The organism is Amycolatopsis sp. WAC 01416 (genome assembly GCF_003947485.1).
In the GTDB taxonomy this organism is placed as follows: Bacteria; Actinomycetota; Actinomycetes; order Mycobacteriales; family Pseudonocardiaceae; genus Amycolatopsis.
Window position 1 is genome coordinate 195,692 of record NZ_QHHX01000007.1, and the last position, 20,667, is coordinate 216,358.

The 20,667-nt window shown below is 68.2% G+C and carries 18 protein-coding genes; 11 read left to right on the forward strand and 7 right to left on the reverse strand.

The annotated features are described in order from the left end of the window. The first annotated feature begins 34 nt into the window (after positions 1–34). Positions 35–619, forward strand: a complete 585-nt coding sequence (locus tag DL990_RS24730) for a dihydrofolate reductase family protein (protein ID WP_125789115.1) — start codon at positions 35–37, stop codon at positions 617–619. A gap of 15 nt (positions 620–634) precedes the next feature. On the opposite strand, the gene DL990_RS24735 is transcribed toward DL990_RS24730, so the two are convergent. The 4 genes from DL990_RS24735 to DL990_RS24750 form a co-directional block, all read right to left on the reverse strand. After that, complete coding sequence (locus tag DL990_RS24735) at positions 635–1,642, reverse strand: RNA polymerase subunit sigma-70 (protein WP_125800045.1); 1,008 nt, start codon at positions 1,640–1,642, stop codon at positions 635–637. Positions 1,643–1,815: 173 nt separating this feature from the next. Continuing rightward, positions 1,816–2,235, reverse strand: a complete 420-nt coding sequence (locus tag DL990_RS24740; RefSeq protein WP_125789117.1) for an Lsr2 family protein — start codon at positions 2,233–2,235, stop codon at positions 1,816–1,818. 129 nt (positions 2,236–2,364) lie between these two features. Beyond that, the gene (locus tag DL990_RS24745) at positions 2,365–3,654 is read right to left on the reverse strand and encodes a hypothetical protein (RefSeq protein WP_125789118.1); all 1,290 of its coding nucleotides are present in this window, start codon (positions 3,652–3,654) and stop codon (positions 2,365–2,367) included. A gap of 287 nt (positions 3,655–3,941) precedes the next feature. Further along, positions 3,942–4,388, reverse strand: a complete 447-nt coding sequence (locus DL990_RS24750; RefSeq protein ID WP_233599231.1) for an STAS domain-containing protein — start codon at positions 4,386–4,388, stop codon at positions 3,942–3,944. Positions 4,389–4,886: 498 nt separating this feature from the next. Here DL990_RS24750 and DL990_RS24755 point away from each other — a divergent pair, with 498 nt between their 5' ends. From DL990_RS24755 to DL990_RS42320, 3 genes are all read left to right on the forward strand, one after another. Then, positions 4,887–5,369 carry a DUF5994 family protein gene (locus DL990_RS24755; RefSeq protein ID WP_125789119.1) on the forward strand — a complete coding sequence of 161 codons (483 nt, stop codon included), beginning with the start codon at positions 4,887–4,889 and terminating at the stop codon, positions 5,367–5,369. Between the two features lie 91 nt (positions 5,370–5,460). Continuing rightward, positions 5,461–6,372, forward strand: coding sequence for a universal stress protein (locus DL990_RS24760; RefSeq protein WP_125789120.1), 912 nt, complete (start codon positions 5,461–5,463; stop codon positions 6,370–6,372). 216 nt (positions 6,373–6,588) lie between these two features. After that, a complete protein-coding gene (locus DL990_RS42320) occupies positions 6,589–7,914 on the forward strand; it encodes a hypothetical protein (protein WP_125789121.1) in 1,326 nt (441 codons plus the stop codon). An 877-nt stretch (positions 7,915–8,791) separates the two neighbouring features. On the opposite strand, the gene DL990_RS24770 is transcribed toward DL990_RS42320, so the two are convergent. Together DL990_RS24770 and DL990_RS24775 are read right to left on the reverse strand one after the other, a co-directional pair. After that, entirely contained in the window at positions 8,792–9,640 is an 849-nt protein-coding gene (locus tag DL990_RS24770) for a hypothetical protein (RefSeq protein WP_125800046.1), read from the reverse strand. Positions 9,641–9,693: 53 nt separating this feature from the next. Further along, positions 9,694–10,455 (reverse strand): hypothetical protein, encoded by a 762-nt coding sequence (locus DL990_RS24775; RefSeq protein ID WP_233620556.1) that lies wholly within the window; start codon positions 10,453–10,455, stop codon positions 9,694–9,696. Positions 10,456–11,253: 798 nt separating this feature from the next. On the opposite strand from DL990_RS24775, the gene DL990_RS24780 reads away from it, so the two are divergent. The 5 genes from DL990_RS24780 to DL990_RS24800 all read left to right on the forward strand — a co-directional run bounded on the left by DL990_RS24780 (position 11,254) and on the right by DL990_RS24800 (position 17,853). After that, on the forward strand, positions 11,254–12,423 hold the full coding sequence (locus tag DL990_RS24780) for a DUF418 domain-containing protein (RefSeq protein ID WP_125800047.1): 1,170 nt from the start codon (positions 11,254–11,256) through the stop codon (positions 12,421–12,423). A 13-nt stretch (positions 12,424–12,436) separates the two neighbouring features. Then, positions 12,437–13,630 (forward strand): sensor histidine kinase, encoded by a 1,194-nt coding sequence (locus tag DL990_RS24785; RefSeq protein WP_158632653.1) that lies wholly within the window; start codon positions 12,437–12,439, stop codon positions 13,628–13,630. After that, a complete protein-coding gene (locus DL990_RS24790; RefSeq protein WP_125800049.1) occupies positions 13,627–14,277 on the forward strand; it encodes a response regulator transcription factor in 651 nt (216 codons plus the stop codon). The genes DL990_RS24785 and DL990_RS24790 overlap by 4 nt, the downstream gene beginning before the upstream one ends. A 104-nt stretch (positions 14,278–14,381) precedes the next feature. After that, positions 14,382–16,850: an ABC transporter permease subunit gene (locus DL990_RS24795; RefSeq protein WP_125800050.1), complete on the forward strand. Its 2,469-nt coding sequence runs from the start codon at positions 14,382–14,384 to the stop codon at positions 16,848–16,850. 28 nt (positions 16,851–16,878) lie between these two features. Next, the gene (locus DL990_RS24800; RefSeq protein ID WP_125800051.1) at positions 16,879–17,853 is read left to right on the forward strand and encodes a glycine betaine ABC transporter substrate-binding protein; all 975 of its coding nucleotides are present in this window, start codon (positions 16,879–16,881) and stop codon (positions 17,851–17,853) included. A 301-nt stretch (positions 17,854–18,154) separates the two neighbouring features. On the opposite strand, the gene DL990_RS24805 is transcribed toward DL990_RS24800, so the two are convergent. Then, positions 18,155–19,492, reverse strand: coding sequence for a serine hydrolase (locus DL990_RS24805; protein ID WP_125800052.1), 1,338 nt, complete (start codon positions 19,490–19,492; stop codon positions 18,155–18,157). Positions 19,493–19,986: 494 nt separating this feature from the next. Between DL990_RS24805 and DL990_RS24810 the strand changes: the two genes are divergently transcribed. Both DL990_RS24810 and DL990_RS24815 read left to right on the forward strand, forming a co-directional pair. After that, positions 19,987–20,313, forward strand: coding sequence for a PadR family transcriptional regulator (locus tag DL990_RS24810; protein ID WP_125789131.1), 327 nt, complete (start codon positions 19,987–19,989; stop codon positions 20,311–20,313). Next, on the forward strand, positions 20,310–20,666 hold the full coding sequence (locus tag DL990_RS24815) for a DUF1048 domain-containing protein (protein ID WP_125800053.1): 357 nt from the start codon (positions 20,310–20,312) through the stop codon (positions 20,664–20,666). The genes DL990_RS24810 and DL990_RS24815 overlap by 4 nt, the downstream gene beginning before the upstream one ends. Position 20,667 lies beyond the last annotated feature (1 nt).

Below are 20,667 nucleotides of genomic sequence, written 5' to 3' on the forward strand. Positions count from 1 at the left end.
TACGTGTGAGATCGACTCACAGGAGGCTGACGCCATGCGGAAACTGACCTTCGGCATGAATGTGACCCTGGACGGCTACATCGCCGCGCCCGGCGACGACCTCGGCTGGAGCGGGGGTGAGGGACCGGACTCGTCGCCGAGCGACGAGCTGTTCCAGTGGTGGTCCGACCGGGTGGCGGCGACGGGACTGGCGCTGTACGGGCGCAAGTTGTGGGAGGCGATGAGTTCCCACTGGCCGACCGCCGACCGGCAGCCCGGCGCCACACCGGCGGAGATCGAGTTCGCCCGCCGCTGGCGGGACATGCCGAAGGCGGTGTTCTCCTCGACGATCGACAAGGTCGATTGGAACACCCGCCTGGTCACCGGCGACGCGGTCACCGGGATCACCCGGCTCATGGCCGAGGACGGCGGCCCGATGGACATCGGCGGCGCGACGCTCGCCGGGGCGGCCATGCGGGCCGGGCTGATCGACGAGTACCTGCTGGTCACCGTGCCGGTCTTGGTGGGCGGAGGCACGCCGTTCTTCACCGCGTTGGACAGCTGGGTGAAGCTGACCCTGGTGGAGACGCGGACGTTTCCCGGCGGCGTGGTGCTGACCCGATACGAGACGAGGCACTGATGGGGCCGGGTTCGATCACAGTGCCGGGAGCGGGTCCAGCCATGGTTTGCCGGTGGCGTCGAAGCCGGTGAGCTCGGCGATCTTCCCGTCGACGATGCGCAGCACCGCGATGGCGAACAGCCGGTACTCCGTGTCTTCGGGGGCGCGGAGGTACAGCGCGGCGGCCGGCATGCGGTTGACCGTCGTGCCGATACCGCGCCAGTCGTCACGGCCGCGCTCGAAGAGCCCACCGGAGACCCAGCCGTCCACCGCGTCCTTGGCCGTCATGGTCACGGGGCCCAGCTCGGGCAGCATCGCGAAGCGCAGGTCGTCGCGCAGCAGGGACATCAGCCCGTCGAGGTCGTTGCGCTCATGGGCGTCGATGTACGCCTTCACCACGCCGCGCTCGTCATGCGACAGCTCGTGAGGGGCGGGGCTCCTCCAGTCGAGGCGACGGTCGGGCAGCTGCTCGCGCATCGTCACGCGGGCTCGCTGCAGTGCGCTGGTCACCGATGCGACGGTCAGCTCGAGGGCGTCGGCGACCTTCGACGCGGGCCAGCCGAGGACGTCGCGCAGGATGAACACCGCCCGCTGCCGCGGCGGCAGATGCTGGACGGCGACGATGAACGCCAGCTCGATCGTCTCCCGCGACACCACCGATTCCTGCGGGTCCTCGGGGAGCATCCGGTCGGGGTACGGCTGCAGGCGCGGCACCTCGGAGCCGGAGTCCGACAGCCCGGACGGCACGGGTGTGCGGTCATTGCGCTTCTGAAGGAAGTCGAGGCAGGCGTTCGTCGCGATCCGGTACAGCCAGGTCCGCAGTGCGGCGTGGCCCTTGAACGACTTCCGCTTGTTCCACGCTCGCAGGAACGTCTCCTGCGTCATGTCCTGGGCGTCGTCGTAGTTCGCGAGCATCCGGTAGCAGTGCACCTGCAGCTCACGCCGGTGGCGTTCGGTGATGAGCGCGAACCGCGCGGTATCGCCTGAGCGGGCCAGCGCGATGAACGTGGCCTCGTCAGCGCCCAGCGGGCCGGCGTCGGTCATGGTCGTCAATCCTTCCACCGGTGCGAGGGGGTCACCAGAACTGACGACGTGGCGGAGGATTTCTGATCGGTGGAAGAGCCCCGAATAGCGCGCGGCGCGGCAATTCCCGCGACGCGCCCTTGAGGTCCTGTCCGGTCTATCGGGGAAAGGACGTCAAGGGCGCGATCGGCGATTCAGGACTTCTTGCGAGGTGCACGCTTGCGCTTGACGGGAGCCTCTTCGGCGACCGGTTCGGCGGGGGCCGACTCGGCGTTGTCGAACGCTTCGTAGATCTCGTTGGGAATGCGACCGCGCTCGGCGATCGCGTAACCGTTGGCCGACGCCCAGGCGCGGACCTGCTGGTTGCGTTCGCGGTCGGTGGGCTTCGCCGCGCCACCGGCCACGGTGGACTGTCCGGTTGCGACCTTCACCTTGCGCCCGCCGACTCGCCTGCTGGCGTCGATGAAGCGCTCGAGCTCTTCGCGCAGGGCGCCGGCGTTGTCATCGGAGAGATCGATCTCGTAGGTGACGCCGTCGAGCGCGAAGGGCACGGTCTGGGTGGCTTCGCCACCGTCGATGTCGTCGACGATCTGGACGGATACCTTTTGTGCCATCGAAAGTGCCTTCCGCTAGGTCATGCCACGCCATCTCGGATTGGCGCAGTGCCAATGAGCCTAGGCGTAGGGGGCGTCGCGTGATCGGCGGGACGCCCGGACGACGCCCGCCGGTCGCACGACTGAGCCTTACTTGCCGATTTTCGATTCCAGCGTACGGCGTCGAGCGGTCACCTCGTCGGGGTCGTCCCCGAGGACCAGCAGTTGCAAGGTGCTTTGCCGGCGCGGACTGTCCGTGTGACCGGTGTCATGACCGGCCACGATGAGCAGGCCACCGGCGGCCAACGCCGGGCGTATCCCGGCGAGCAGGTCGGTGAGTGGGCCGGCGACGGTCAGCTTCACGGATTCGGCGGGGAGGTCGAGGGCGTCGGGGCGGACGGACTGCATCGCCAGCAACGGGATCGAGCCACTGGTGATCCGGAAGTTCAGGTCGAGCACGACCTGCTGGCCGTCCCGGGTTTCGGCGCAGTCGAGGCTGCACAGGCCGCGGTAGCCGACATCGGCCGCGCGCTGGGTGATCGCCAGGCATTCGGCGAGCAGTTCGGCGGGAGGAGTGGTGACCGCGCCGAATCGGCCGCCGGCATAGACCCCGATCGCGTCGACGCGTTGTTCCGTCACAGCCAGCAGGCGAGCCCGCGCGTCCGCTGCCACATAGAACTGCAGGCCCCAGTTACGCAGGATCTGCAAGTACTCCTCGACGACGAACTCGTTGAGCACGTCGGTGAACGCCGGCAGCGTGATCTGCTCGTGGGCCTGGTGCAGATAGACATCAAGGCTGCCGCCGTGCGCGTCGTTGGTCGCGGCCTTGAGCACCCACGACTTCTCCGCCGGTGCCGCCTCCGCGAGTTGCCCGCGGGTCACGACGCTCCGGTGCGCTTGGAAACGTGGATCGACCAATGTGGTGATGCTGGCTTTGTTGTTCAAATAGCCGACGAGTTGCGCGCTTTTGAGCGCGCGTTCGTCCGGGCACAGCGCGGTCGGCTGCGGGTACTCCATCGACATCAGCAGGCCATCGGATATCGCCTCGGTCACGCGGGCGGCGAATTCCCTTTCATTTCGGAACTCGCGCAAATCCGTGCCGACAGGCAGGCCGCTGTCACGCAGGTGTGCCAGCAAATCCGGGTCCGTGCCACCGGCGCTGCAGATCACCGGCATGTCGGCCGCGACGGCGATCGGTCGCGCGGAGACCACGTCGCGGGTGTGGCGGTGCCTGTTCACGGGTTCGGCCGCGGCCAGTTCGGGGCGCGCGCAAACGGCGATGCCCGGACCGTATACATCGGTGAGAGAACGAGGAGCGCTGACGGCATGCGGCAGAACGACTGGGACGCTGATGGAGGATCTCCTGTGGAGTGAGTCGGACCGGTCAGAACCGGCTGTGGCATGCGAGGAGAACCGAGAAGGGAAGGCAGCGTTGATCACTCGACTGCCGCGAGCAGCGGCAGGGAGCTTGCCAGGACCGGCGCCGTGGACAGTGTCACGCCTGCCGCCTGCCACCATGCTACGTCCTGACCTGGTGTATTGGCAGGCGCGGTTGGCGAAAAGCGGCCTTGATCCGGCGTGCCTCGTTCAGCGCGCGGTCACGCCGGCGGCCGCCTGGAGGCAGATCTTCATCGGAGCGTGACGGAAGTTTCGTCTTCCGGCCGAGTCTTTCCTCTCTTTCACCTGTCTCCAGGTGGGGCCGACCGGGTTTGTGGACGGCCTCGAAGTTACCCGGATGGAGAGCCGTCGTCGGTCCCTGCCGGTGTGGCGATGGCTGCTGAGCGTGAGCCGTGGACGGTCAGTTCTTCGTGCAGCCCGGTGATCTGCAGTGGCCGGAAGACGGCGCGCGTGGTGGCGACCAGCCGGAAGTCGGTGTGCGGGGCGGCTTGCCGGTGGGCGGCCAGCAGGACCTCCAACCCGGCGGAGTTCAGGAACCGGACGAGACTCAAGTCCACGATCAACCGTCGCGGCCGTCGGTTCAACGCCGCCTCGATCGCTCGGCGTGCCGTGGGCGCGGTGTGCAGGTCCAGGTCGCCGTCCACGACGAGTACCAGGGTCCGGCCGAGTTGCTCCATCGTCACGGCCAAGGGGGAAGAACGGCGTGCCGGAGGCTCGTGTCCGCCGGTGGGGACCTCGATGACCGCGCGAACCACGCCGAGGCCTGTCCTGGTCACCGGGGGCGCACCGAGTGTCGTGCGATCCGGTCGCGGGCGACGCGACCGTCGTAGGTCGAGCGTAATGATCTTCACGATCCGGGCTCCAGACTGGCCGGCCGTCGCTGAAGCTCGCCGCACGGGAAGAGGCAGGCGCACGGGGCCAAGGGACAGATGCGACCGTTGATGGGCGGTCGTCGTGAGGGCGGTGTCTGGGCACTCCGGCGCTGGCGTCGGGATTCTACCGCATATTCGGGTAAAACGCCTCGTTCAGGGGTTACGCTGACGGTATCGGCCGTCCGGAACCGGCGGAACGGTCACTGTCCTCAATGGACGATGTCTGTTTTCCTGCGCCGATTTCCGTGCTGAACCCGGAGCGGGTGAATTATCGCCGGTTTGCGACGGGATTTCCTCTGTACAATAAAAGTACCGAGAGTATTTCGCGCGTCGGAGAACGACCGATGTCACCTTCGGTTCTTCATCGATTCCGGTCTTCGTGGCCGGAGACCGGAGCCGAATATGCATGCCGACCCTCTCATCCTGGACGCCGCTGAACGGTTGAGGATCAAGCCTCGCAACTCGGAGAGCGGTCGCGTCGATGGTGCCTGGTGGCCGCGGTCGCGTGACTTGACGGTCGAGGTGCCCGAGCTCGCCGCGTCGCTCGACGGCCGGATCGGCCCGGTGTGGCGGGTGGCGTTCCCGCCGTCGGCCTGGGCGGTCACGGTCCGTGAGCTGATCTGGCACGGGCGGCTGGTCAAGCTGGAGGGAATCGGCTCCCAGAACGTTCACATCGTGCACGTGACCGGCGGGAACATGCAGCGGCTCACGTTGCTGGTCGTCCCGCCGGAGGCGGACGCGGCTGCTGCCGAGGGAGTGCTGATGGCGGCCTCCGGGCAGAACAACGTGGCCGGTCCGGAGGCGCTCCTTGACGAGTTCGGCGCGCGGCCGGTCCCGGAGAACGCCCTCGCCCGTTGGGAATCCGAAGGTGGTCGTGGCGATTGACCCGAGCCTGCGAAGGCAGGCCCATCGTCGAACGAGCCCTTGGACAGCGAGGGAAGCGAGAACTCGGCTAGACAGAGCATGAGGAGTGAAAATGCCGGTTGGCACAGAGAGGTCCATCGTCGCTGGGGTCGACGGGTCACGGTCCGCGAGGACCGCCGCGCTCTGGGCGGCGGACGAGGCCGCGAAACGTGGGCTGCCCTTGCGGCTCGTCCACGTGTTCACGATCCCGGTCGTGAAGATGCCGGGCGTGATCCCCTCTTTCGACGGGGTCCGTGAGGGTTTCGAGAGCCGCGGTCGAGCATGGATTCTCGAGGTGAAGGAAGCAGTGTTCGCCAGGCATGCTGATCTCGTCGTCGAGACCGCGGTCCGCGAGTGGCACCCGGCGGCCGCCCTGATCCAGGAGTCGGCGAGGGCGACGGCGGTCGTGCTCGGGTCACGAGGACTCGGCGGTTTCACCGGGATGCTGGTGGGCTCCACCGCGGTCGCGCTCGCCCATCACGGCCATTGCCCGGTCGTCGTGGCCCGAGGTCGGCGACCGGACGATGCCGCACCGGAAGCGGGGCCGGTCGTCGTGGGCACGGACGGTTCGCCGATCAGCGAGGCGGCCCTCGGGTTCGCGTTCGACGAAGCGAAGCTGTGGAACGCTCGCCTGACGGTCGTGCGGACCTGGTCGGAACTGGTCGACCACGGCGCGATCCGGCCTCAGTTCCTCGCCGTCGATCCGGCCGAGATCGAGGCCGCCGACCGGAAATCGACCGAGGAGCAGGTGGCTCCTTGGCGGGAGAAGTGTCCGGACGTTCCGGTCGAAATCGTCGTCCGCAAGGGAAGGCCTGTCCGCGCGTTGCTCGAAATCGGTGCGGGCGCACGGCTTCTCGTCGTCGGCAGCCGGGGCCGCGGTGGATTCGAGGGCATGCTCCTCGGGTCGACCAGTCAGGCGCTGATCGCCCACGCCGAGTGTCCCGTCGCCGTCATCCGGGGAGATCACCTCAACGCGGAACTGTGAAGTCGGCGGGAGACCTGCCACGTACGGGTGACCGACCACCGTTTGCCTTGCCAGGCCCGGTGAAAGAGCGAATGGTCGGTCAGGTCGAGGGTGTTGGTCGATCCGGTGCCCTCAGGTATGCGGCACCGGGCAGTGACCCCAGACCCCCGGTCATCACACCACCTCGCAGGTCCGTGGCAGCAGTCCCGGATCCCTTTCACAGGTGGAAGGTTGATCATGAGATCGACAGCACGTATCAGCACGGCAGGCCGGGCCGGCCGGGCACTGATCGGTGTGGGCACGGCGGCAGGTTTCGCTCTTCTGGTGCCCTCGCAGGCGTGGGCGCTCCCTCCGGGGTGTACCCAAAGCGGCGCCAACTTCACCTGCACCGCCGGGATTCCCGCCGGTCAGGTGCTGGACGGCACCGCGGGGAACAACATCATCACCGTCACCGGCGGTGCCGTGAACGGCACCGTGAACGGTCTTGCCGGTAACGACACGATCAAGGTCACCGGCGTCGCCGGTGCCGCGGGCACCAACGGCCCGCCGGGAGCCGACGGCACCGCGGGTACTCCCGCGGGCGACGCGGGTGGCAACGGCGGCGCGGGCAACGTCGGCGGTGCCGGTGTGGGGAGCACCGGTGTCATCGACGGCGGCGCCGGTACCGACAGCATCACCGTCACCGGTGGTGCCGGTGGTGCCGGAGGAAACGGCGGCCAGGGCGGGACGGGATTCGCCAGCGGCGCGGGCGGTGCCGGTGGCAACGGCGGCGTCGGCGGGATCGGTGGTGCCGGCAACGCCGGGAACGTCACCGGTGGCGCGGGCAGCGACACCGCGACCTTCACCGCGGGCAGGGGCGGCAACGGCGGTCTCGGCGGTCCGGGTGGCAACAGTGGTCTCGTTGCCGGTGGCGCGGGCGCCGGAGGTATCGGTGGCGCGGGCGCGGCCGGTGGCGTCGGGAACTCCGGAACCTTCACCGGCGATCTCGGCGATCCCGGTCTCGACACGGTCACCGCCAACGGTGGTGCCGGTGGTACGGGAGCGGCCGGTGGCGTCGGCGGTTGCGGTCACGGCGGCGGCGCCGGTGGCGTCGGTGGTGCCGGGGGCGCGGGTGGTACCGGGAATTCCGGGACCATCACCGGCGGTGCCGGTATCGACACGCTGAAGGCCAACGGCGGGCTCGGCGGCAACGGTGGCGTCGGCGGCAAGGGCGGCAACGGTCTCGCCGCCGTCCAGCCTGGCGGTGCCGGCGGTGTCGGCGGCGCGGGAGGTGCCGGCGGGATCGGAAGTTCGGGCACTCTGACGGGCGGAACCGGTGTCGACATCATCACCGCGACCGGCGGCAAGGGCGGCAACGGCGCCGGCGGCGGTAACGGCGGCACGGGCTGCAGTGGCCCCGGCGGTCCTGGTGGCATCGGCGGTGCCGCGGGTGCCGGCGGTCTCGGGAACTCCGGAACCATCAACGACGGGGCGGACACCATCGCCACCCCGGCCGGTACCAGCGGCCTCGCGGGCGGTAGCGGCGTCGCCGGAATCAACAACGGCGGCATCTGCACCTGCTGACCATCAGGCTCGCGGTATCGACGTGCGGCGGCACGATTTCCGGTAGCAGCAGGAGATCGTGCCGCCGCATTCGACAATGCCGGGAAACAGCAGTCCGAAGTGGACAGCTCCGCGCGTCACAACCGACAATCACCCTTGCCATGTAAGGAAAGGTGGCGGTTCTACGCGGAGAAAGCAACTGTGTGACATCGATGCTCGGTCGCGTCCTGAGCCGGTGAACGCGACGGTAAGTGCTGACGGCCACCTGTCTCGGTCTCACCGTGGCTGTGCCGTCACCGCTCCAGACCGTGGCGGGTCGTACCCGAACCCGTGGCGTCAGGAGCTTCGTTGTGGACAGTGCCGCCTGGCGGGCATGTCGATTTCGATGAATACGCGGCGTGTTCGCTGAGGCTCTCTTGAGGGGTAGGGCAAAGGTGGCAGGTTGCGAAAGCCACTTTGGCAACGTTCAACGTTGCGAAAGTGGCTTTCGCAACGTCGGGGCAGGGGTGCGGTAGCGAAGAAGGGCGCCTTCGCTACTCCGGTGCCTTCGCGGAACCCATGGTCGCGATGTGTCGCGAAAGCCACTTTCGCGACGCCTGAGGTCCCGAAAGTGGCTTTCGCGACACCTGGGTGCACCACGGCCGCGAGCGAATCCCCGCCACCCGCGAGACCTTTGCCTTACCCCTCAATACCTCGCATTGGACTGTGAGGTCCGTCTGTCAGGTGATGGCTGGGTGCAGTTGCGCAACGCCGATACCTCTGTGTCGTCGCCTGTGGGCGGACGGCATCGACACCAGCTCATGGGGGCGTCGTTGAACACGGTGGCACCGAAGGCTTTCACGTGACAAGCCCCAGCGGGGGAGTCCGCTGGGGCTTGCCGTGGGACGGCGCCGTTCGATCAGCCGGTGCAGTTGGGCACGGCAGGGGTGCTTCCGACGCAGTTGTTGGGGGTGTTGGCGGTGATGGGCGCGTTGTCGGTGGTCATGGTGCCGTTGATCCGGTAGACGCCGCCCGCGGTGAGCAGAGCGTGGTTCGCGGTCACGGCGGTCTGGGTGATGGTCGTCGCGGTCGAGTCGACCGCGGCGATACCGCCTCCTTGCGCGCCGCTGTTGCCGCTGACGAGCATCGGGGTTCCGGAGACGCCGGTGGTGGTCAGCGTGCCGCGGAGACCGTTGTAGATGCCGCCTCCCTGAAGGAGCGCGGTGTTCCCGAGAACATTGCTTCGGGTGAACGACGCGGCGGGTGCCGTGCCGGACGGGGTGTCGGCGTTGGCGAGGCCGCCGCCGGCGAGGGTGGCGTAGTTGCCGCTCAGGCTGCTGCGGGTGAGCGTCACGGCGCCGCGGTTGAGGATGCCGCCTCCGTTGCCGACCACGCTGCCGTTGGTGAAGGCGACCGAGGTGGTCAGGGTGAGGTTGCCGGTCGGGCCGACTTCGGCGATCCGGAAGGGGAGCAGCGCGGTGCGCGTGATGGTCGCCGGGCCGAGCAGTTCGATCGGTGTGGTGATGACCGGCAGCCCGTTGGCGAGTCCGCCGTGCGGCGCGGTCAGTGTGTAGGTGCAGCCGCCTGCCAGCGTCAGGGTGTCGCTGTCGACCGTGGAGTTGGCGAGGTTGATGGCGTCGACGAGGGCGTTCTCGCCGCACGCCACGGGAATGGTCGTCGCCTGCGCGAGGGGAGCCAGCGCGAGCATGCTCCCGCTCAGGATGGTCGCGCCGACGACGGCCCGCAGAATACCGCGGTTTCTTCGCATCACATCTTCTTTCCTGGAGACGATTCCGCTGGGGTTCAAGAACGAAACGGCGGTCATCCGACGCATCCGGGAACGGGAGAGGGACTGCCGGTGCAGTTGGTCGCGGTGTTGGCGGTCACCGTGGAGGTGTTCAGCGTCGCCGAACCCGCCACGTAGTAGATCCCGCCGGGATTCACCGTCGCGGCGTTGGTGCCGACTACACTGCTGGTGAGCGTGAGCGTGCCGTTCACACTGGCGATTCCGCCGCCCTGGCCCGCGGTGTTGCCGTTGACCGTGCTGCTGGTGAACGTCGCCGCAGACGGGGTCCCGGTGCTGTACAAGGCGCCACCTCGGCCGTTGGCGGTGTTGCCGGACAACGCGCCACCGGTGAGGGTCACCGCGCCGAAACTGAGGATGCCGCCGCCGTCGTCAGTGCCCGCGGCAGCCGCATGGCCATTGCTGATGGTGACCGCTTTGAGCGTGATGCCGCCGGTGGGTGCCACCTGGCCGATGCGGAAAGCGGCCGCCGCCGGCGCACGGGTGATGGTGTTGGCGTTGCCCTCGAAGGTGATGGGCGTGGTGATGACCGGCAGGCCGGCCGGACCGTGGACGCCGTCGTCACCATGGGCGGAGGTGAGGGTGTAAGTACACCCGGGGGTCAAGGTCACGGTGCCGCCACCGGCCGCGTTGGCCGCGTCGACCGCGGAGACCAGCGCCGCCTCGTCGCAGGGAACGGATTCCGCACGGGCCTGAGCCGAGGCGGGGAGGAGAACAGCCGATCCGGCAACCAGAACCAAGGCGCCGGCAAGGGTGGAAAACGTGCGATTGTGTCGCATTTCGACTTTCTTGGATCCGAGACCGATGGTGGAGGAGCAAGAAGCTCAAACGTCCCGCTGAAAGCGGTCACCGGCGGTCGATGAACAACCAGCCTGGACCCTACACTGAACGGTCGTGAATAGACAGGTCGGCATTATCGCGGACGGTTCAGTGGAACTTAGGCGTAAAAAGGTTTCCGAGCGAGCGTGGTGGGTACGCCCGGGCGTCGTGATACGGAAACCGTGCGATTTAATGCCGAATTCTTCGAAACGGGGCGGTGTGCCGAATGATCCGGCTATCGCGTTGGCTGGGTCTCTTTCTTCGGTAATACGGCGGCCTGCTCGCCGAAGGTCGCTGGCGCTCTCGGCGAGACCGGTGTTGTGCGTCGGCGATGAGGTCGCGGATCCGGCTCGCGTGGTCGATGCCGTTGATTTCGGGTGACGGTGGCGGCTCCGGGGTTCCGGCAGGTGGGTCCAGGTGAGGTGGGCCCAGTTCGCTCAGGAACCATGAGATCGTGGGTTGCCCGCGGGTCCAAGCGACCACGCGCCTGGTTTTCGAAGGTGGGGTACAGGCCGTAGCACGGCACCATCGGCAGGGGGACGATGACGAGGTCTTGCCAGAGCAGGCGTTCGCCGGGGGCGAGGGCGAAGTCCCTGTCGGCAGGTGAGGCGGCAGGGCCCGCGGATTCGCCGTCCGGCGGGATGCGGTCGTAAACGAGCGCATCAATCGATCGGTTGATACGCCGGGCCCGCGGTTGATCCGGAAATCCGTCGTTCCGTCGATGTTCGGCGATGAGCCTGGCCAGCACGCTGATGCGCATGTCGTCAAGTGAAGCAAGTGCCGGCCCAGTCGCCCTTCGCGAGCGGGCGCTCGCGCCGGATCTCGCTCGTGGGTTGATGCTCGCGTTGGTCGCGCTGGCGAACTCTGTGCTCTACCTTTATGGCCGCCCGTACGGTGCGCGACAGCACATCGTCGAGCACGACCTGCTCGACCGGGTGGTCAGCCTGCTCAACGTGGTTTTCGTGGAGGTACGAGGCTATCCGATGTTCGCCGCGCTGTTCGCTTATGGCGTCGTGCAAATGGTGCGGCGACAGCAGGCAACGGGCATCCCGGACCACGACATCGACCGGGTGCTGCGGCGACGGTTCCGCTGGCTGATCGTGTTCGGGTTCGTCCATGCGGTACTGCTGTTCCCCGGTGACGTGCTCGGTCTGTACGGGGTGCTGGGATTCGCGCTGCTGGCGATGCTGCGGGTCAAGGACCGGACGTTGCTCACCATCGCCGCGGGCTGGCTGGTGGTGGTCGCCTTGGTACAGGGGATCGCCTACGTGACCCCGCAGGGCAGCGGACAACGTTCCTTCTTCTGGTCTTTCGCGGTCAGCGACCCGGCCATCGCCCTCGCCCTGCATCCGGTGGAATGGGTGATGACACCGCTGGGACTGCTCGGCGTCGGCAGCGCCGTCCTGATCGGTGTCTGGGCGGCGCGGCGCGGGGTGCTCACCGAGCCGGAACGGCACCGCACACTGCTGGTCCGCACCGCGATCGGCGGACTCGTCCTGGCGGTGGCCGGTGGCTTGCCGATGGGTCTCGCGGTCGGCGGCTTCTGGACCCCGTCGTCCGGTCTGGTCATGTGGGCGTGTTCGGCCGCGCATTCGGTCACCGGGGTGGCGGGCGGTCTTGGCTATGCGGCGCTGATCGGCTTGCTCGCGTCGCGGTTCCGGGACCGGAGTGGCCCGGTGATCCTGGCGATAACCGCGTGCGGGCAGCGCTCGCTCAGCTGCTATCTGTTCCAGTCGGTGGTTTTCGTCGCGCTGCTGATGCCCTACACCTTGGGCCTCGGCGGCACTTTGGGATCGGCCGGAGTCGCCTTGCTGGCCTTGGGAACCTGGCTGGTATCGGTGCTGCTCGCCGACCAGATGCGGCGGGCGGGCAAGCGCGGACCCGCGGAGGTTCTGCTCCGGCGGCTGACCTATCGGAACTCCCGCTGACAAGATGGGCAGGGTGACGTCGACGGAAGAACGGCTGGAACGACGATGGAACCGGGCGTGGGCGCTCGCTCCCTACGGACTGCTCGGGCTCGCGACCGTCCTTTCCCTGGTCTTCGATCCGGCCACCTGGCCGGACCGACTGGTCACCCTGGCCATCGTCGCGGCGCTGAGCGGGTGGCACGGCTGGTTCATCGTCGCGCATCCGCAGTGGTGGGAACGTCAGACCTTGGCGATGATCGTGTACTTCGCCGGGTTGCTGGCAGGCACCGTGGTTCTCGCGCTCCGCGGCGACAGCTTCCAGTTGTTCGTCCCAGTGTGTTATGTGCTCGCGTTCGTCGCCCTGCCCGGCTGGCTCGCCTACGCCGGGGTGGTGCTCGCGAATGTCCCATGGCTGGTGCTGTCGGGCACCGAGCTCTGGCCGACATTGCTCGACCTCGCGATGGTGACACCGCTGGCCGCGTTGATCGGCTGGGCGATCCGGGCGATGGAACGGGAGGCGATCCGGCGCCGGAAGGCGAACAGCAGGCTCGTCGCCATGGCGGCCGAGAACGCCGAATTGCACGCGAAACTGCTGGCGCGGGCCAAAGACACCGGCACCGCGGAGGAACGCGCCCGGATCGCCAGGGAAATCCACGACACCGTCGCTCAGGGATTGACCGGGATCGTCACTCAGTTGGAGGTCGCCGAGGAACTGGCCCCGGCCGAGGGGCCGCTGCGCGGCCGGATCGGCACCGCCCGGCAGCTGGCCCGCTCTAGCCTGGTGGAGGTCCGCCGTTCGATCGAGGCACTGCGGCCGGGCCCTCTGCACGACGCCAGGCTCGGAGACGCGGTGGCCGCCGCGGTCGCGACATGGCTGGAGCAGTACGGCGTACCCGCGACTTTCGTCATGACCGGTACACCGCGACCGATACATTCCGAGATCGAGGTGATGGTCCTGCGGGCGGCGCAGGAAACCCTTTCGAACGTCGGCAGGCACGCGCTGGCGAGCAGGGTCGACATCACCCTGTCCTACATGGAGGACGTGATAATCCTGGACGTCCGCGACGACGGCACCGGCTTCGACACCCGGGCTTCATCCGCCGGATTCGGGCTCACCGCCCTCCGCGAGCGGGCACGGCTGCTGTCCGGCACGGTGGACATCGAGTCGGCACCCGGTGCGGGGACGGCGGTCAGCGTCAGCGTTCCGATGATCGAGGTGGCCCGATGACGTCCGTACGGCTGGTGATCGTCGACGACCACCCGGTGGTGCGGGACGGCTTGCGAGGCATGCTCGGCACCCAGCCGGACCTCGAGATCGTCGGCGAGGCCGCGAGCGGCGTCGAGGCACTGACCGTGGTGGCCGCCACCAGACCGGACGTGGTGCTGACCGACCTGCGCATGCCCGCCCCGAGCGGCGCCGCGTTGATCCGGCTGCTCAGGGAACGCGTTCCGGCCACCCGGGTACTGGTGCTGACCACGCACGACACCGACTCCGACGTGTTGCCCGCCGTCGAGGCGGGGGCGATCGGCTATCTGCTCAAGGACGTGCCACGCGAGGAGCTGTTCCGCGCGGTGCGTGCCGCGGCTCGCAACGAGAGCGTGCTTTCCCCGTCGGTGGTCGCGCTGCTCCTGAACCGGGTCCGGCCGCAAAAGCCGGTGACCGAAGCCAAACTGAGCGCGCGGGAACGCGAAGTCCTCGCCCTGATCGCACGCGGCAAGATCAACCGGGAGGCCGCGGCCGAGCTGCACATCAGCGAGGCCACCGTCAAAACGCACCTGCTGCACATCTACGCCAAACTCGAGGTCCCAGACCGGGCCTCCGCGGTCGCCGCCGCGTATCAGCGGGGAATTCTGCGGTCGGACCGTGACGCCTGAAAGCTGCCAAGCCAGTTTGGGCCGAGCTGTGGACAGGAGGCCCGTGGACATGTTGGGCTGAGACCCGGCCGAACCTGACGTGGTCGGCCATTTTCCATCCTGCGATGTCGAGGAGCGGCGCCCTGAGCCTGTGGGAGTACCTCCGAGAGAACTGGATCGACGTCGTGAACGACGCGATCCTGCACGTGGATCTCACCCTGGCGGCGATGGCACTGGCCGTGCTGGTCGGCATGACGATCGGCCTGCTCACCTACCGGCGGCGGTGGCTGGGCGCGATGGCGACCACGACGACGGCGGCGTTCCTGACCGTCCCGTCGATCGCGCTGCTGGGCATCCTGATCGGCCCGTTCGGGCTGGGGTTGACGAATGTCCTGTGCGCACTGGTGCTCTACGCACTTCTGCCGATCACGCGCAACACGATCGTCGGGCTGCGTGGCGTCGATCCGGCCGTGGTGGACGCGGCGCGTGGTATGGGGTTCGGTCGCGTGCGGCTGCTGTTTCGCGTGCGGCTGCCGCTCGCCTGGCCGGTGATCCTTTCCGGCATCCGGGTCTCGACGCAGATCACGATCGGTATCGCCGCCATCGGCGCGTATGTCAAGGGCCCCGGCCTCGGCAACGAGATCTTCGACGGGCTCGGCCGGTTCGGCTCGGTCAACTCGCTGAACCAGGTGCTCACCGGAACGCTCGGGATCATGGTGCTGGCGCTGCTGTTCGACCTGGCCTTCGTGGTGGTCGGCAAGCTGACCACACGGCGACGTCCCCTTGCCCGCCGAGCGGTGGCTCCGGCGACGTCGGGGGGAGCGGCCGGAATGGGTGGTGAGACGATCGAGCTGCGGGACGTCAGCAAGCACTACCCCGGGCGAGCGGTACCGGCGGTCGAAAGCCTGACGATGCGAATCCCTGCGGGTGAGATCGTCGTGCTGACCGGTCCGTCGGGGTGCGGCAAGACGACGACCATGCGGATGATCAACCGGCTCGTCGAGCCCACCGCGGGCGTCGTCACGATCGGTGGCACCGATGTGTCGGCGCTCGACCTCGACGAACACCGCCGCAACACCGGCTACGTCATCCAGCAGGTCGGGCTATTCCCGCATCTGCGGGTGGACGCCAACATCGGCGTGGTGCCGCGGGTACTCGGCTGGACTCGACGACGCATCGCCGGCCGCGTGCGCGACCTGCTCGACGTCGTCGGCCTGACCCGCGAGCACGGCATCCGGTACCCGCGTGAGCTTTCCGGTGGTCAGCAGCAGCGCGTCGGTGTGGCACGGGCGATGGCCGCGGACCCGCCGGTCATGCTGATGGACGAGCCGTTCGGCTCCACCGACCCGATCACGCGCGCCCGGCTGCAGGACGAATTCCTTCGCCTGCAACGGGAAGTGCGCAAGACGATCGTGTTCGTCACGCACGACTTCGACGAGGCGCTGAAGGTCGGCGACCGGATCGCCGTACTGCGGCCGCGGTCGGTGATCGCTCAGTACGACACGCCCCAGGCGATCCTCGCCGCGCCGGCGGACGACTACGTCGCGAGCTTCGTCGGCTCGAAGCGGAACCTGAAGCGGCTCGCGCTGATCCGGGTGGGTGACCTGGGACTCCGGCCGGCGTCAGGGCCGGACGGCCTTCCTCCGGTCCGGCCCGACGCCACCCTGCGGGACGTGCTGGACGTGATGGTGCGGACCGGCAGCACCGAGGTAGTAGTCACCGAGGACGGCACCGCGCGGCCGCTGGGGGTGTGCGACGTGCCCAGCCTCGTCGCGGCGCTCCGACCCACCGGCGAGGCGCCCGCGCCCGCGATCGCGGACACAGCGGAGGCGCCTGGGCCGGGCGCGGACACCACGGTGCCCGCGCGGCCTCGTCGGCGACGGCTCGGGCTGCTGGTGCGCCCGGTCCTGCTGACCATCGCCTTGCTGGCGCTCTTCATGATCGTGCGCGCGCACCCGATCGACTCGATCGAACAGCGTTTTCTCAACGCCGGCGAGATCTTCACCGAACTGGGCGCGCACCTGCGGCTCACCCTGATCTCGACGGCGTGCACGATCGCCATCGCGCTCCCGCTCGGCATCCTGCTCACCCGCGCCGGCGCCCGCTGGGCCCGGCCCATCGGCCTGGGGCTGGGCAACCTCGGCCAGGCGATCCCGTCGATCGGGCTCGTCGTGCTGCTCGCGCTCTGGATCGGCACGGGCACCGCGACGGCGGTGACGGCGCTCGTCGTCTACGCGACCTTGCCGGTGCTGCGCAACACGATCGTCGGGCTCGACGACGTCGACCCGGCCCTCGTCGACGCCGCGCGCGGCATGGGCATGGGCAAGACGGCCGTCCTGTGGCGGATAGAACTGCCGCTGGCCGTCCCGGTGATTCTCGCCGGGATCCGGACCGCGCTGGTGCTCACCGTCGCGAGCGCGACGCTGGCGACCTTCATCGACGGCGGCGGTCTCGGCGGAGGGCTTGTCGCCGGGATCGGCCTGGACCGCCCGATCCTGAGCCTCACCTTCGGCATCATCGTCGCCGCACTGGCGCTCTTCGTCGACTGGCTGGGGCTGGTCGCCGAGGAGTTCCTGCACCCGCGCGGCAGGTAGCTCGACCGACTTCAAGGAGGACCGATCCATGCGGATGCTTCAGCGCACGACCGCCGCCGTGTTCGCGCTCGCCGCGGCAACGGCGCTCGCGGCAGGCTGCACGATCGGCAAGGACGAGACCGGCGCCCAGGTGGGCGCGGGTTCCATCACGAAGATCGACGCGCTGAACGGCGCCCAGATCCGCGTCAGCTCCAAGGAGTTCGACGAGCAACTGCTGCTCGGCCAGATCGCCCTCGTCGCACTGCAGGCGGCAGGGGCGAGCCCGCAGGACAAGACCAACATCACCGGCTCGAGCAACGTCCGCCGGGCACTCACCAGCGGCGCGGTCGACCTGTACTGGGAATACACCGGCACCGCCTGGATCAGCTACCTGAACCAGACGAAGCCGATCAGCGATCCGCAGGCGCAGTACGAAGCGGTCAAACAGGCCGACACCGCCAACGGCGTCACCTGGTGGGCACGTTCGCCTGCCAACGACACCTACGCCCTCGCCGGCAACCCGGCGACACTGGCCCGGACCGGCGTCAAGACGCTGTCCGACTACGCGGCCCTGGTGAAGCGGGACCCGGCCGCGGCATCGACTTGTATGGGCCCGGAGTTCAAGAGCCGGGACGACGGGTTCCCCGGCCTGGCGAAGACCTACGGGTTCGCCTTGCCCGACCCGCACGTGCACCTGCTCAACGACGCCGTCGTCTACCCGAGCATCGGCAAGGGCGACCCCTGTGGCTTCGGCTCGGTCGCCTCCACCGACGGGCGTGTGGCCGCGCAGAATCTCACCGTGCTCGAGGACGACAAGCACTTCTTCCCGACGTACAACCCCGCGATCGCGATCGCTACTCCGCTCGCCCAGAAATACCCGCAGCTGGAGCAGGTCTTCACGCCGATCGCCGCGAAGCTCGACACCGCGACGCTCACGGACCTGAACAAGAAGGTCAGCGTCGACGGCCAGAAACCCGCCACGGTCGCCCGCGACTGGCTCAAGGCGGCGGGCTTCATCAGCTGAACCGCCTGTCGCCGCAGCGGGCGGAAAGGTTCGCCGTATTCGCGCAGGTAGTTCCTGGAGTGCCCAAGGACCGGAGGCCGCTGGGTGGTCGTGAGCCGGGTAGCGGCCGGCCGGCCCTGCACACCTTCCCCAGTACATGAAGGCCCCCTTCCTTGCGCCAGGCGCAAGGATGGGGGCCTTCATGTACTTCACGCGAGCAAACCCGCGGGCCACGCGTAGGTAACCCTTGGCGTAGGACGAGTGATGCGCGTTGAAATGCTTGTCGAATTTGGCATCGGACTCGTAATCGCCCAGCTTCCCGTCATCCGAGGCAGGCGCGGACGGCTTTGGCCAGATTCGCCGCCCTGGGGTCGTCGGGCCGGAAGTTCCAGAGGTTGGTGACGTAGCCGAAGCCGACACCGGCGTCGGGGTCCGCGAAGCCGATCGAGCCGCCGGAGCCAGGGTGGCCGAACGATCCTGGTCCGGTCATCGGCATCGGCGGGCATGCCCGGTGGAAGCCGAGTGACATGTAAAAGGAGCGGTCGGCCGGGATGTCCAGCCCTGGTGGCAGTCCGTGCATCGAAGTCTTGTCGGTCTGGACGGCGGTCATTGTCTTGACCGTCGCCCGGTTCAGCAGGCGGACCCCGTCGACGGTGCTCACCGTGGCCGCGTACATCCGGGCCACCGATCGGGCGTCGGCGAGCATGTTCGCGGCCGGGAATTCCGCGGCACGCCAGGCTCGGGAGGTGAAGTAGTCGGTCGTGGGGTCGAGGGCGCCGCCCAGTTCACCCGCTCGGGCTTGCACGGAGCCAGGCTCCCAGAGCGCTTTGACCCACCTGGTGACGGTGTCCGCGTCCAGTCCGGTCAGTGCGATCATGCCGGCGATCAATTCTTCCAGGGTGAACGGTGCGGCGTAGTGGAGCTTGGCCACTCGGTGCTCGTGTTTCTCGGGAAGCCCGATCCAGGCGCTGAGCCCGAGCGGGCGGGCGACCTCGTCGGCGAAGAACGTGCCGAGTGACTTGCCGGTGATCCGGCGAACGACTTCCCCGACCAGGAATCCGTACGTGACGCTGTGGTAGACGTGTTCGGTTCCCGGTTTCCACAGCGGTTTCTGTGCCTCGAGTGCTCGGATGACCGGGTGCCAGGCGCATGCCTGCTCGAAGGTGAGCGGGCCGTCGACGATCGGAAGGCCTGCCTGGTGCGACAGCAGCCAGCGCACCGGGATCTCTTCCTTGCCCGCGTTGCCGAATTCCGGCCAGTAGCGGGCGACAGGGGCGTCCAGGTCCAGTTCGCCGCGCTGGGCCAGCATGTGCGCGCAGATGGCGGTGGCGCCCTTCGTGGTGGACGCGACCTGGACGATGGTGTTCTTGCGCCACGGCCGGTTCGCCTCGCGGTCGGCGAGGCCGCCCCACAGGTTGACGACCTGGCGGCCGCCAACGTAGACGCTGCACGCCGCGCCGACCTCACCGGGGCTTTCCTTGAAGTTCCTGCGGAAGACGTCGGCGACCTTGCCCCAGCCGTGCTCGACGCCGTTGCCGTCGTGGCCGTCCTCGGCCGCGCCGGCCTGCCCGGGGAGGCCGACGAGCGCGCCTGTGGTCAGTGCTCCGGCCAAGACCGTCCTGCGTCGAACCTGTCCCCGCTCGGATGTTCCGTCCACCATGTCGCAACCCCTTCTGGTGAATGCCTGAGCTCGGATGACTTGCGGGGATCACGATCACCGAGTGCGCTGACGCGGTGCTGACACCGCCCTGACACGGGCCGAACGCCGGGTGCCTGGCACGTGCCGGGGTTACTCTGACCAAAGTGACCATCGAGCGGTCGCTGCTGTCGCGGGTCTCCTACCGCGACCTGGAGATCACCGGCTCCGGGATGCGCGGCGTCATTCTCAGCACGCCCACCGGTTCCAGGTCGATGCCGTCGGGCACCACCTTGTCTCCGAACGACTTGCGCAGCCCGGTCACCGTGATCGCCGATCGTGCTCGTGTACTGGTCACGTCCCCTCTCTTCTTCGTGGCGCTGTCGGCCACGGATGAAAGGAGAGTGCGAGCGGCTGGTTTCACCATGGCTTCATCGCGGTGTCGCGCGCCGAAGTACTCTGTGATACTTTGTACTGGTACTCGGTGGCACTGGGTACTGGATGTCGAAAGGGGCACGATGGACGATCTGACCGAGATGCTGAAGGGCACGCTCGAGGGTTGTGTGCTGCAGATCGTCGGCGGTGAGGAGACCTACGGGTATGCCATCACGCGTCGCTTGAACGAACTCGGCTTCGTCGACGTCGTCGAAGGGACGGTGTACACCATCCTGCTGAGACTGGAAAAGAACGGGCTGGTCCAGGTGACGAAACGGCCGTCCGAGCAGGGGCCGCCGCGCAAGTTCTACGCGCTCAACGACGCGGGGCGTGAAGAACTCGCGAGGTTCTGGGCGAAATGGGAGTACGTCAGTTCGCGGATCGACAAGCTCAAGGAGGGCGGGAAATGAACTTCTGGGAGACCATCACCGGTAGCGATCTCACCAGGGAATGGAAGGCGTTCGAAGCCCGGGCCCAGGCCTTGCCCGCCGACCACCGATCGGCGTGGGAAACGATCACGGGGCATCTTTCTGCCTATTCGGACTTCAGCGGACGGAACCTGACGCCGATTCTCGACGCCGCTTTGGGGCTGCTCGAGGAAACGGCGGCGGACGGGCAGAGCGTGCACGACGTGCTGGGCGACGACATCGAGGGCTTCTGCGCGGCGCTGGCCGGGGGAGAACGCGGCCGTGGCTATCGCGACCGCTGGCGCGAGCAGCTGAACAGGAACGTCGCCAGGAAACTGAAGCAGCTGGGAGGCTGAC